Source organism: Streptomyces sp. NPDC093221 (assembly GCF_044753885.1).
GTDB lineage: Bacteria > Actinomycetota > Actinomycetes > Streptomycetales > Streptomycetaceae > Actinacidiphila.
Genome location: NZ_JBIVOA010000001.1, coordinates 1359660 through 1373155, shown reverse-complemented (window position 1 = coordinate 1373155; position 13496 = coordinate 1359660). Strand labels below are relative to the sequence as shown.

The window sequence follows — 13496 nt, the reverse complement described above, 5'->3', positions numbered from 1 at the left end:
GAACCATGCGAATCGTGGTTCTGGCCGGAGGTATTGGAGGGGCGCGCTTTCTGCGCGGCCTGAAGGCAGCGGCGCCGGAGGCGGAGATCACCGTCATCGGCAACACCGGAGACGACATCCATCTGTTCGGTTTGAAGGTCTGCCCCGACCTCGACACCGTGATGTACACCCTCGGCGGCGGCATCCACGAGGAGCAGGGCTGGGGGCGGGCCGAGGAGACCTTCGCGGTCAAGGAGGAACTCGCCGCGTACGGCGTGGGCCCCGAGTGGTTCGGGCTCGGCGACCGGGACTTCGCCACCCACATCGTGCGCACACAGATGATCGGCGCGGGCTACCCGCTCAGCGCCGTCACCGAAGCGCTGTGCGCCCGTTGGAAGCCCGGCGTGCGGCTCATCCCGATGTCCGACGACCGGATCGAGACCCATGTGCTGGTCGAGATCGACGGCGAGCGCAAGGCCGTTCACTTCCAGGAGTACTGGGTACGGCTGCGCGCCTCCGTACCCGCGCACGCCGTCGTGCCGGTCGGCGCGGAGGGCGCCAAGCCCGCGCCCGGCGTCCTGGAGGCGATCGGCGAGGCGGACGTCATCGTCTTCCCGCCGTCCAACCCCGTCGTCAGCATCGGCACCATCCTCGCCGTGCCCGGCATCCGCGAGGCCATCGCCGAGGCCGGGGTGCCGGTCGTCGGCCTCTCCCCGCTCATCGGCGACGCCCCCGTGCGCGGCATGGCCGACAAGGTGCTGGCCGCCGTCGGGGTCGAGTCGACGGCCGCGGCCGTCGCCGCGCACTACGGCTCCGGGCTGCTCGACGGCTGGCTGGTCGACACCGTCGACGCCGCCGCCGTCCCCGAGGTCGAGGCCGCCGGAATCCGCTGCCGGGCCATCCCCCTGCTCATGGACGGCCCCGAGGCCACGGCCCAGATGGCCAGGGAGGCGCTGACGCTCGCCGAGGAGGTACGGGCATGAACGCGCCCCGCTACGAGGTGTTCGCCGTCCCCGGCATCGGCGAGGTGCAGCCGGGCGCCGACATCGCCAAGCTCATCGCCGCCACCGGGACCGAACTCGCCGACGGCGACGTCCTGCTGGTCACCTCCAAGATCGTCAGCAAGGCCGAGGGCCGGATCGTCAACGCCGACGACCGCGAGGCCGCCATCGACGCCGAGGCCGTACGCCTCGTCGCCCGCCGCGGCCCCACCCGCATCGTCGAGACCCGGCACGGCTTCGTCATGGCCGCGGCGGGCGTCGACGCCTCCAACACCGCGGCGGGAACCATCCTTCTGCTCCCCGAGGACCCCGACGCCTCCGCCCGGCGCGTCCGGGACGGCCTCCGCGAGATCCTCGGCGTACGCGTCGGCGTCATCGTCACCGACACCTTCGGGCGGCCCTGGCGCGAAGGTCTCACCGACGTCGCCATCGGCGCCGCCGGGGTCCGCGTCCTGGACGACCTCCGCGGCGGTCTCGACAGCCACGGCAACCTCATGTCCGTGACGGTGACCGCCACCGGGGACGAGCTGGCCGCCGCCGGGGACCTGGTCAAGGGGAAGGTCGGGGGGTTGCCGGTTGCCGTCGTACGGGGGCTCGGCGAGGTCGTCGCCGCCGAGGGCGCTCTCGCCGACGGCGACGATTCCGGCGCGCGGCCTCTTGTGCGGGCCGCCGCCAACGACATGTTCCGGCTCGGCACCTCCGAGGCCGTACGCGAGGCAGTCTCGCTGCGGCGGACGGTACGGGAGTTCACCGACGACGCGGTCGACCCCGCCGCCGTTCGACGTGCCGTCGCGCTCGCCGTCACCGCGCCCGCCCCCCACCACACCACTCCGTGGCGGTTCGTCCTCCTGGAGTCGTCCGAGACACGGGAGCGGTTGCTCGACGCCATGCGGGACGCCTGGGCGGCGGACCTGCGGCGCGACGGTTTCTCCGAGGAGTCCGTGGCACGGCGGCTTCGGCGGGGGGACGTGCTGCGGCGCGCTCCTTATCTCGTCGTGCCGTGCCTTGTCGCCGACGGGGCTCACGCCTATCCGGATGCGCGGCGGGGGGCCGCGGAGCGGGAGATGTTCGTGGTGGCTGTGGGGGCGGCCGTCGAGAACTTTCTTGTGGCGCTTGCCGGGGAGGGGCTTGGCTCCGCGTGGGTTTCCTCGACGATGTTCTGCCGTGACGTCGTCCGCGACGTGCTTCGGCTTCCCGCCGATTGGGATCCCATGGGGGCCGTGGCCATTGGGCGGCCGGCCGCCGCGCCGGCCGTTCGGCCGGCTCGCGACTCCGCCGCCTTCATCGCCGTTCGCTGAGCCCCCTCCGGGGGGGTGTTTTTGCCCGCCCGCCCACCCGTGCGGGTGCTTTCTCCGTCTGCGGGTGCCGCTTGTGCCTGGTCGGTGCCGGTCCGGGGTACCTCCTCGAAATGCGGCTACCTGGCCTTGCCCATCCGGCACCCTTCTTGTCACCGCATTTCTGCGGGGGCACCCCGGCCCGTCCCCTCCCGGTCCGTCGGCGTCCGCCCGCCGGTGGGGGTTGCCGGGGGGTGTGGGGTGGGCTGGGGGTGGGGGCGGCCGACGGTCCGCCGTGGTGCCGGGGCGGGCGTGGGTGGGCTCCGGTACGTCGGCGTCCGGCCGCCGGTGGGGGTGCTGGGAGGGGGGTGGGTGGGGGCCGGGCGTCTCCGCCAGCGGCCGTCTGGGCGGGTGGGCTGGACAGGGGGCCGGGGGGTGGGCCATGCACCGCCTGGCTCTTCGCTCGGGTGAAGGGGGCGAGGCCCGGGTCTTGCGGGGTTTGACGGTTCGGCTCGGGCCCGCAACCTGACGGCCGCCGGAGGGGGTGGGGGGCTGGGGGTTAAGCGGTCATCTGGTCCTCAGGGCGGGTGTGGGGCTCGCCGCAGGGGTTTTGTGGGGCTCTTGGAGGAAGGGCCCGAGCATTCCGACTCACCGGGAGGGGGCACCGGCGCAGGGCGGCCCGCCGAAAGAACCCCCCTCCCCCGGCCACCCCCACCGGCAGGCGGACGCCGACGTACCGGGAGGGGACGGGCCGGGGTGCCCCCGCAGAAATGCGGTGACAGGGACGGTGCCGGATGAGCAAGGCCAGGTAGCCGCATTTCGAGGAGGTACCCCGGACCGGCACCGACCAGGCACAAGCGGCACCCGCAGACGAAGAAAACACCCGCACGGGTGGGCGGGCGGGCAAAGACAAAGGGCAAGAGGGCTAGCGGCCAGGAGGGTTGGGGGCCAGGCGGGGGGCGCGGCGGGGCGGGGCGGGAGAGTTGAGGAGGATGAGGCGGGCGGCACGGTGCCGCTGCCCCGCGTAGGGCGCGAGAAGACCGAGCATGACCTCATCGGAAGAGCGGCGCTCACCCGTGAGGGCGTACCCGACCCGATGCGGCAGGTGCAGGTCCCCGACCGTCACGGCATCGGCGGCCCCATGACTGCGCTGAAGCGTCTCGGCAGCCGTCCAGGGCCCGATCCCGGGCACCGTCTGGAGCCGCGTGGCCGCCTCGCCGGGTGGAAGGGCGGTGAGCCCTTCGAGCGCGCAGGCGGCCCGGACGGCCCGCAGGACGGTGGAGGCGCGCTTGTTGTCGACCCCCGCCCGGTGCCAGTCCCAGGACGGGACCAGGGCCCACCCCCGCGCGTCGGGCATGACGCGCATGCGCTCGGCGCCCGCCGGCCCCGGCGCGGCCTCTCCGTGGCGGTGGAGCAGAAGCCGCCAGGCCCGGTACGCCTCGGTGGTGGTGACCTTCTGTTCCAGGATGGAGGGGATCAGCGATTCGAGGACGAGCCCGGTACGGGTCAGCCGCAGACCTGGGTGGCGCCGGTGCGCGGCGTGCACGAGCCGGTGCCGGGGCGTGAACGCGGCCGGATCGTCGTCGGCGCCGAGCAGCGCGGGCAGCGCGTCGAGCAGCCACTGGCCGCCGGGCCCCCACGCGTGGGCCTCGATCGTGGCGGGACTTCCGGTCAGGCGGAGGGTGCCCGCGCCGTCGGGCGTGCGGCTCGCCCGCCAGACGGTGCCGTCCGGGTCGATCCGGAAGGCGGGGTCGCCGTAACCGCGGCAGAGCGGGTTGAGGGTGAGCCGGATGTCGAGCGGCCCGGAAGGCGACCAGGACCGGGTACGCGGAGCCGCGGGAGCCGCCGATGACACCGACGCCGCGCAAGCGGCGGTGGCGGTGGTGGAGGCGGGTCGAGGTCGCGGGAGAGGCACCCGGCGAGCGTATCCGCCCCCTCCGACGCACCCGCCGCCCCGCCCCCGTAAAGCCGAGCCCCCCCGCCCTACTGGTCCGACGAGAACCGCACCGCGCCCGCCGGAATCCGGGCTCCGCACCAGATCCGTACGCCGTCGCGCAGTTCGTTGTCGGGGCCGATGTGCGCGCCGTCGCCCACGACGGCGCCGTCGAGGACCGTGCGGGCGCCGATGACGGCGCCGATGCCGACGAGCGAGTCGCGGATGACGGCGCCGGGCTCGACGGTGGCGCCGGACAGCACGGTGCTGCCGTCGACGCGGGCGCCGGCCCCGATGACGGCGCCCGTGGAGACACAGGTGCCGCCGGAGAGCTTGGCGTCGGCGGCGACATGGGCGCCGGTCAGGACGAGGTGGTCGCCGCCGAGGCCCGCGACGGCGGGGGACGGCGCGTGGCCGAGTACGAGGTCGGCGGAGCCGCGGACGAACGCCTGCGGGGTGCCGAGGTCGAGCCAGTAGGTGGAGTCGACCATGCCCTGGAGGTGGGCGCCGGCGGCGAGCAGGTCGGGGAAGGTCTCGCGTTCGACGGAGACCGGCCGCCCGGCCGGAATGGTGTCGATGACCGAGCGGGTGAAGACGTAACACCCCGCGTTGATCTGGTCGGTGACGATCTCCTCCGGCGTCTGCGGCTTCTCCAGGAAGGCCGTGACGCGGCCGTCGGCGTCGGTGGGGACGAGGCCGAAGGCGCGCGGGTCGGCGACCTTGGTCAGGTGCAGTGAGATGTCGGCGCCGGTGGCGCGGTGGGTGCCGACGAGGGCGGGGATGTCGAGGCCGGTGAGGATGTCGCCGTTGAGGACCAGGACGGGGTCGCCGGGCGCGGAGCGCAGCCGGTGGGCGACGTTGCGGATGGCTCCGCCGGTGCCCAGCGGCTCGGTCTCGGTGACGTATTCGAGGTGCAGGCCGAGCGCCGAGCCGTCGCCGAAGTGCGGTTCGAAGACCTCGGCGAGGTAGGAGGTGGCGAGCACCACGTGCTCGACCCCGGCGGCCCTGGCGCGCGCGAGCTGGTGGGTGAGGAACGGGACTCCGGCCGCCGGGACCATCGGCTTCGGGGTGTGCACGGTCAGCGGCCTGAGCCGGGTGCCCTTGCCCCCGACCAGGAGGATCGCTTCGGTTGCCGCAGGGCTCTCCACGGGGCGCTCCGCGCTGACGGCGGAGGCGGGGTGTGCTCGCATGGCAAGCATAGTGACATAAGCCGTAAAGATGAGTATTCACGAACTGACGGACAGTCGGCCGCGCCGCCACACTGACACCCGTACGGACGAGCCGAGTCGGACGGGCCGAGTCGGGCGGGGACGCCACGCGAGACGGCCGCACGGGGAACCGGCCCCCGTACCCGTACGGGCACAGGCCGTGGTGATCGCTGGGGGTAGCCTGACACGCGTGACGCCGACCGCCAACACGCCCGACACGCCCCGCACTCCCCAGGGCCCCGCGACTCCCGCCGGGCTGCTCGACGCCGCGCTGCGCGGTGATCCGGGCCGCCCGCTGGTCACCTTCTACGACGACGCGACGGGTGAACGCGTCGAGTTGTCGGTGGCGACCTTCGGGAACTGGGTGGCGAAGACCGCGAATCTGCTCCAGGACGAGTTGGGCGCGCAGCCCGGCGACCGGCTGGCGCTGCTGCTGCCCGCGCACTGGCAGACGGCCGTGTGGGTGCTGGCCGGTTTCTCGGCGGGCGTCGTCGTGGCGCCCGGCGGCGATCCGGCCGGTGCCGACCTGGTGGTCAGCGGCCCGGACACCCTGGACGCGGCGCGGGCCTGCGGCGGCGAGCGGGTCGCGCTCGCGCTCCGGCCGCTGGGCGGACGCTTCCCGCAGCCGCCCGCGGGCTTCGTCGACTACGCGGTGGAGGTGCCGAGCCAGGGCGACCGTTTCGCGCCCTACGCGCCGGTCGGCCCGGACGCGCCCGCGCTCGTACTGCCGGACGGCGGGGGTGTGCTGACCGCGTCCGAGGTCGTCGCCAAGGCGCGCGCGTCGGCCGCCGCGCTCGGGCTCGGCCGCGGCGGACGGCTGCTGTCGCCGCTGTCCTTCGACACGTGGGACGGGCTCGCGGCCGGGCTGCTCGCGCCGCTCGCCGCCGACGCCTCCGTGGTGCTCTGCCGCCACCTCGACCGGCTGCCCGAGGAGCAGTTGGCCAAGCGGAAGGACGCCGAGCGCGTCACCGTATCTCTGTAGCGGTCACGCGCCCCGGCCTCGCCGGACGCCTCTGTCGTCACTTCCGTCACAGCTCGTCAACAGCTGTCTGTGGATTTCGGGTACCCAGGCAACCAACCACCGTATTCGGCTGTCTGAACGAATGCCGGGCGGGTAATCGCAAGCCTGTCCCCGGTAACCGGCGACTTCCGAGAGACGGGCCCCGACGTGACCACGCCAGCAGAGCCTCCGCAGGGTGACTCCGTTCCCCCCGCCTCCGACGGCTCCGACGACGCGTCCGGCACACAGAAGGCGCGGTCGGACGAGCCCGCCGAGCCGACGACCGAAGCGGAAGCAGAACCAGAGGCAGAGGCGGAGACCGAAGCCGAGGCCGAGGCAGAACCAGAGGCCGAGACCGAAGCCGAGGCCGAAGCGGACGCGGACGCGGACGCGGACGCGGGGACGGAACCGGACGCCGCTACGGAAAAGGCCGCCGCTACGGAAAAGGCCGCGGAGCCGGCTGCCGATACGGAGACGGATACGCCGCCGGTCGAAGGCCCCGCCGCCGCCCCGGCGGAGGAGCCCGCCAACCCCAAGAACTGGCGCTGGCTGAAGGTCGTCGCCCTGTGCACCGCCGTACTCGTGCTGGCCTGCGCGGGCACCGGCTGGTACCTCTACCAGCGGCTCAACGGCAACATCACGACCGACACCGCGACCGAGAACGACCTGAAGGTGCACGCCTCCGAGCGCCCCACGCAGGGCCCGACGGAGGCCCAGAACATCCTGCTGATCGGCTCGGACAACCGCGGGAACGGCAACAGCAAGTACGGCCAGGACAGCGGCACTCAGCGCTCGGACACCACGATCCTGCTGCACATATCCGCCGACCGGAAGAGCGCCACCGCCGTCAGCCTCCCGCGTGACCTGATGACGCACGTGCCGCGTTGCACCCTGCCGAGCGGCAAGGAGGACCACGAGCGGTTCGAGCAGTTCAACTGGGCGTTCGAGTCGGGCGGCGCGGCCTGCACCATCCGTACGGTCGAGAAGATGACCGGCATCCGCGTCGACCATCACCTGATCGTGGACTTCAACGGCTTCAAGAAGATGGTCGGGGCGGTGAACGGTGTCGATGTGTGCCTGGCCGAGCCGGTGCACGACACGTACGCGCACCTCGACCTGCCCGCGGGACGGCAGACGCTCAACGGCGAGCAGGCGCTGGGATACGTACGCGCCCGGCACGGCATCGGCGACGGCAGCGACACCATGCGGATGGACCGCCAACAGGCGTTCCTCGCCTCGCTGTTGAAGAAGGTGAGCAGCAACGGCGTGCTGCTGAACCCGACCAAGCTCTACCCGCTGCTGTCGGCCGCCACCTCGTCGCTGACCGCCGACCCCGGCCTGGACTCGCTGAGCGAGCTGTACACCCTCGCGCACAGCCTCCAGCAGATACCGACCGGGAACGTGCACTTCCTGACCGTGCCGCGCGAGCAGTACGTCAACGACATCAACCGCGACCAGCTCGTCCAGCCCGCCGCCGACACCCTCTTCAAGACGCTGCGCGACGACCGGCCGGTGAACGTGTCGGACAAGGCGCCGGACAGCGGAGACGGCGGCGGTGACAGCGGAGGCGGTACGCGTACGCCCGGCACCCCGTCCGCGGGCTCGACCTCTACGGCCACGCCCACGACCACCCCCACGGGCCCCACGTACCGCGGGACGACCGCGGACCGCGACATCTGTGGCAAGAGCGGGTGAAATCCCGCTAAAGAGTCCACCTGGTCGGCAGGCGGGATCGGCAGCTTTGTCCGGTTGTAGGGGCGCTCGATTTGTCACGGGCGCGCATCGGCGCTGAACTGTGGGGCTAGTGTGAGCGATCCGGCCGATCCCGGATGGAGGACCCGAGCGACCGTGGACACGCAAGGCCGTAGGAACATCGACCCGGCGGACCAGTGGGTCCTGGACCCGGCGACCGGTACGTACCAGTTGCGGCTGGAGCCGGACGCGGCACCGAGGCCCACCGTGCCGGGGCAGAGCGGTCACCGCGACGCCTCCCCCGCACCGCGGGACGCCGGGCGCGGCCAAGGGCGCGACTCCGCTCCCACCGCCGGAGACGACGACGCGGCCGGGGCCGGGACCGGGACCGGCCCGACGGACAGCCCCGCCCCGTCCCCCGGCGGCCGGCGCGCGGCCCGCCTCGCGGCCAGGACCGGTGCCACGACCTCCACCACCGGCTCGGCGCGACTGGGGGGCGGCTCGGCCGACGTGTCCACGCCGACCAGCCGTCGCAAGGCGAGGAACAAGAAGTCCCGTAAGAAGAAGGTCCTGTTGTGGACCGCGGGCACGGTGAGCTTCGTGCTGGTGGCGGTCGGCGTCGGCGGCTACCTCGTCTACCAGCACTTCAACAACAACATCACGACGGTGGACGTCGGCAACGCGGGCAGCAAGGACGTCACGCACACCGGTCCGATGAACGTGCTGGTGATCGGCACGGACAGCCGGGTCGGCCTCGGCAAGAAGTACGGCGACGCGGGCAGCGTCGGCCACGCGGACACCACGATCCTCTTCCATGTGTCGGCCGACCGCAGCAACGCGACCGCGATGAGCATCCCCCGCGACATCGTCACCTCCATCCCCGACTGCCCGACGAAGCAGAAGGACGGCAGCACCAAAACGGTTCCGGGCACGCCCGCGCAGCTCACCACGCCCAAGTTCAACGAGAGCCTGGGCGTGGACGGCCGCGACCCCGGCTGCACCATGCGCGCGGTGACGGCGATGACGGGGCTGCCGATCGACCACTTCATGATGGTCAACTTCGAGGCGGTGAAGGCCCTGTCGACGGCCGTCGGCGGTGTCGACGTCTGCCTCGCCCGGCCGCTGGTCGACCCGAAGTCCCATCTGAACCTGAGCGCGGGACCGCACAACATCCAGGGCGAGACGGCGCTGGAGTTCGTACGGACCCGGCACGCGCTCAAGAACCAGAGCGACCTGGACCGGATCAAGCTCCAGCAGAACTTCCTGAGCGCGATGATCCGGAAGATCAAGTCGAGCGGCACGCTGACCAACCCGAAGAAGCTGTTCACGCTGGCGGACGCGGCCACCAAGGCGCTCACCGTGGACAGCGCGATCGGCAGCGTGAGCAAGCTCACCAGCCTGGCCAAGGACCTCAGCGAGGTGGACGAGAAGCACATCAGCTTCACCACCCTGCCGGTGCTCGACAACCCGAACGAGAAGGTGCACGCCACCGTCGTCGTCGACCCGGTCAAGGCCCCGCAGCTCTTCGCGCTGATCAAGAACGACGTGTCGCTGACCGCGGTGAAGAAGCCGTCCGCCACGCCCGACCCCCGGCTGACCGGGCCGAAGGCGACCCCGCACGACACCCGCGTCAACGTGCTCAACGGCAGCGGGACCTTCGGCGCGGCGCAGAGCACCGTCAACTGGCTCCAGAACACCCAGGGCGTCAACCGCTCGGCGAACGGCGGCAACGCGCCCGCCACCGCCAGGACCGTCCTGGAGTACGCGCCGAACCAGGCCGACCAGGCGCGTTCGCTGGCCGCGATGATGGGGCTGCCCGCCTCCGCGCTGAAGCAGGGCACGACGGACGCGGCGCCGCTCGCGTACATGAAGCTGACCCTCGGCAAGGACTTCACGGCGCCCGGCACCCCGATCGGCCCGCCCACCGCGGCTCCCTCGGACCTCCCGAAGACCGAGGCCGCCGACACGGCGTGCGTGAAGTGAGGTCACGGATGTCGCGCACGCGACGAACGCGGTGAATACCGTAAACGCGGTGAATGCGGTGAATGCGGCTAACGCCGTGACCTCCGTCACCCTCTGACGTGATCCGGGCGGGCGCCGGAGTCCCGGCGTCCGCTAATTGACGATCTCCGGGTGCAACTCCTCGCCGCTCACAGCCGTCTGACAGTGGGGCGACCCAGTATGACCCGGGTAGGGCGGCGCGTCGGCGTGCACCGTCCGTACACCCCGCGCGAAGGCGCGCGGCCGGTCACCGTGATGACGATGCGCGCCACAGGGAGGTTCGGGATGCGCGACGGGACAGTGGGAGGGAACGGCTTCGGTACGGCACCCAACCCGGACCACCGGGGATGGGACGAGAGCCTGTACCGGGACGACGCCCGCGCCTACGCGCCCGGCGCGCCATCAGGTACGGACTCCGGCGGCGACGACGGCGCGGGCTCCGGCGCGGGACCGGACGCCGACCCCGCCTCTTCCGACGGCGGGCAGGAGCCACCCGAGCGAATACCGGGCCAGCGCGGCGCGGCGGGCGGTGGCGGTCACCGGCGCGGCGGCTCACGGCGGCGCACGAAGAGCCGTAAGCGCAGGGTCCTGAAGTGGGTGTCCATCGGCGCCGCGGTCGCGGTGCTCGGCTCGGCGGGCGCGGCCTACGGCTACTACGAGTACCTGGCGGGCAAGATCCGCAAGGGCGAGCGCGTCAGCGGCAGCTCGACCGTGGCGAAGACGAAGGCCAACGCCGCCGGCAAGACGGCGATGAACATCCTCATCCTGGGCTCCGACAGCCGCAACGACCCCGAGGATCTGAAGCTCGGCGGCGCCAAGAACACCGTGGGCGACGCCGCCCGCGCCGACGTGATCATGATCGCGCACCTGTCCGCGGACCGCAGCAACATGTCCGTGGTCAGCATCCCGCGCGACACCCGCGTCAACATCCCGGCGTGCACCGACCCCAAGACGCACGAGAAGTTCGCGCCGGTCAACGACATCATCAACGCGTCGCTCGGCCGCGGCGGCGCGGGCTGCACCCTGGCCACCGTGCAGAATCTGACCGGCGTCTACATCGACCACTGGCTGACCATCGACTTCTCCGGTGTGGTGAAGATGGCCGACGTCGTCGGCGGCGTCGAGGTCTGCGTGAAGCAGAATGTGGACGACCACTCGACCCCGGCCCAGCCCGGCGGCTCGCACCTGCACCTCAAGGCGGGCAAGCAGAAGATCTACGGCGAGACCGCGCTGAAGTGGCTGCGGACCCGGCACGCCTGGGGCAGTGACGCCGCGCGGGCCAAGGCGCAGCACATGTACATGAGCGCGCTGATCCGGCAGTTGCGCAGTCAGAACCTCTTCACCGACCCGGGCAAGCTCAACAAGATCGCGACCACGGCGATGGAGGCGTTCGAGGTCTCCAAGGAGATCGGCACCCCGAAGAAGCTGTACGACCTGGGCATGCAGCTCAAGACCGTGCCGTCGGACCGCATCACGATGCTGACGATGCCGCACGACGCGGACCCGAAGGCCCCGCTGGCGCACTACATCCCGTCGGCGGACGCGCCCCAGGTCTGGTCGCTGCTGCGCAACGACGTGGCGATGGACGGCAACGGCAAGGCGAAGACCCCGGCGAGCGGGGCGCCCGCCACGACACCGGCCACGACCGCGCCGCAGGGCCCGGCCGCCGCGGCCTCCGACACCATCGCGGTCTCCGTGGTCAACGGCACCGCGGGCACCTCGGACGGCGTGGCCACGCCGAACCGCGCGGGCGGTATCGCCACCACGCTCAAGACCGCGGGCTTCACCAAGGCGGAGGCGAGCCAGCAGACCAAGCCGAGCCCCGGCACCACCCTGACGTATCCGACGAGCAGCGGTGACCAGGGCAAGGCCGACGCCACGGCGGTGGGCAAGGCGCTGAAGATCCCGGCGGGCAATGTGAAGGCGTCCGCGGACGTCGACACCATCACCTTGACCATCGGCGCGGACTGGAAGACCGGTACGGACTTCAGCAAGACGCTGCCGAAGAGCGGTTCCGTGCCGACGACGGCGGAGGCGGTGAACGGCGCGGACACGACCGGCTGCATGGAGGTGCTGCCGATCTACCGCTGGTAGGACGCGGGTGGGAGAGTGCGGGACCGGCAGGCGGTACGACCGGCCCGCGCGGGAAGCGGCTCACGCCTCCGCGCGGGCCGTCTCCGTCTGCTGGCCGTCCTGCTGGCCCTGCCCGTCCTGCTGTCCCTGCTGGACGTCGTGCTGTCCCCGCTGTCGCGACTCCCCGTCGCGCACCGCGGGGCGGCGGCTGGCGATCACCCGGCGGGCCAGCGAGCGCGGGCTGGTGAGGAAGCCGTAGCCCCAGCACATGTGCATGGTGGCCAGGGCGAGCGGGATACGCAGCCGGGCGCCGAAGGACAGGCCGCGGCCCGCCGGGAGCGAGCCGACGGTGATGGCGGCCACGTACGCGGCGGGCACCAGCAGCGCCCACGGGGTGACGGCCGCGCCGACGACGATGCCCGCCGCGTTGGCGAACAGGGCGACGGGGGCGGCCAGGTAGCGCAGGTTGACCGAGCCGCGGTGGTAGCGGGTGACGACGCGGCGCCAGCGGCCGTAGTCCTTGTACTGCTTGGCGAGCGCGCGCACGGTGGGGCGCGGCCGGTAGGAGACGCGCAGTTCGGGCGAGAACCAGATGAGGTGGCCGGCCTCGCGGATGCGGTAGTTCAGCTCCCAGTCCTGGGCGCGGATGAACTCCACGTTGTAGCCGTCCTGCCGCTCCAGCACCTCGCGGCGGAAGACGCCGAGGTAGACGGTGTCGGCGGGGGCGGCGGCGCCTCCGGTGTGGAAGGCCGCGTTGCCGACGCCGATCTTCGACGTCATGGCGGCGGCGACCGCGCGCTCCCAGTCGTTCTCGCCTTCGGCGTGCATGATGCCGCCGACGTTCGCCGCGCCCGTCTCGTCGAGGAGGCGGACGGCGGTGGCGATGTAGTCGGGCGAGAGCATGCCGTGCCCGTCGACGCGTACGACGACCGGGTGCCGGGACGCCTTGATCGCCGCGTTGAGCGCGGCGGGGGTGCGGCCGGTGGGGTTGGGCACCGTGTGGACCCGCGGGTCGGCGGCGGTCAGCTCGGCGGCGATCGCGTCCGTACCGTCCGTGGACGGGCCCAGCGCGATGACGACCTCCAGCTCGCCCGGATAGTCCTGCTCCAGGATGTGCCGCACCGAGTCGCGCAGATGGCGCTCCTCGTTGAGCACCGGCATGATCACGGAGACTGCCGGGGGCGCGGGGTTCTGCGGCGCGGCGGCACGGGTGGCGGGGTCAGGAGCGGCGGCGTTCATCGCGGCAAACGTTACCGCTAATGGGGGACCCCAGCGCGTGGGGTCAAGACCTACTGTCCTATTTGTCCCTAGCCTGAACGGGTCCGCACGCCCCTG

At 72.4% G+C, this 13496-nt stretch carries 8 protein-coding genes and 1 pseudogene; 6 read left to right on the top strand and 3 right to left on the bottom strand.

Features of this window, described 5'->3' with window-relative positions; all coding sequences use genetic code 11:
- The first annotated feature begins 5 nt into the window (after positions 1 to 5).
- Positions 6 to 962 carry a 2-phospho-L-lactate transferase gene (gene cofD / locus ACIQCJ_RS06115; RefSeq protein ID WP_355350057.1) on the top strand — a complete coding sequence of 319 codons (957 nt, stop codon included), beginning with the start codon at positions 6 to 8 and terminating at the stop codon, positions 960 to 962.
- Entirely contained in the window at positions 959 to 2278 is a 1320-nt protein-coding gene (locus ACIQCJ_RS06110) for a coenzyme F420-0:L-glutamate ligase (RefSeq protein WP_402710817.1), read from the top strand. The genes cofD and ACIQCJ_RS06110 overlap by 4 nt, the downstream gene beginning before the upstream one ends.
- A 901-nt stretch (positions 2279 to 3179) precedes the next feature.
- Here ACIQCJ_RS06110 and ACIQCJ_RS06105 read toward each other — a convergent pair.
- Positions 3180 to 4169, bottom strand: coding sequence for a DNA-3-methyladenine glycosylase family protein (locus tag ACIQCJ_RS06105; protein ID WP_402710816.1), 990 nt, complete (start codon positions 4167 to 4169; stop codon positions 3180 to 3182).
- Positions 4170 to 4237: 68 nt separating this feature from the next.
- On the bottom strand, positions 4238 to 5377 hold the full coding sequence (locus ACIQCJ_RS06100) for a sugar phosphate nucleotidyltransferase (protein ID WP_391162242.1): 1140 nt from the start codon (positions 5375 to 5377) through the stop codon (positions 4238 to 4240).
- A 208-nt stretch (positions 5378 to 5585) separates the two neighbouring features.
- On the opposite strand from ACIQCJ_RS06100, the gene ACIQCJ_RS06095 reads away from it, so the two are divergent.
- The 4 genes from ACIQCJ_RS06095 (at position 5586) to ACIQCJ_RS06080 (ending at position 12182) form a co-directional block, all read left to right on the top strand.
- Entirely contained in the window at positions 5586 to 6377 is a 792-nt protein-coding gene (locus ACIQCJ_RS06095) for a TIGR03089 family protein (RefSeq protein WP_391162243.1), read from the top strand.
- 186 nt (positions 6378 to 6563) lie between these two features.
- Positions 6564 to 8090 carry an LCP family protein gene (locus ACIQCJ_RS06090; protein WP_402710815.1) on the top strand — a complete coding sequence of 509 codons (1527 nt, stop codon included), beginning with the start codon at positions 6564 to 6566 and terminating at the stop codon, positions 8088 to 8090.
- 153 nt (positions 8091 to 8243) lie between these two features.
- On the top strand, positions 8244 to 10070 hold the full coding sequence (locus tag ACIQCJ_RS06085; RefSeq protein ID WP_402710814.1) for an LCP family protein: 1827 nt from the start codon (positions 8244 to 8246) through the stop codon (positions 10068 to 10070).
- A gap of 303 nt (positions 10071 to 10373) precedes the next feature.
- On the top strand, positions 10374 to 12182 hold the full coding sequence (locus tag ACIQCJ_RS06080) for an LCP family protein (protein ID WP_355350019.1): 1809 nt from the start codon (positions 10374 to 10376) through the stop codon (positions 12180 to 12182).
- Between the two features lie 171 nt (positions 12183 to 12353).
- Here ACIQCJ_RS06080 and ACIQCJ_RS06075 read toward each other — a convergent pair.
- A pseudogene (locus ACIQCJ_RS06075) lies at positions 12354 to 13400 on the bottom strand (glycosyltransferase family 2 protein); the annotation flags it as partial.
- Positions 13401 to 13496 lie beyond the last annotated feature (96 nt).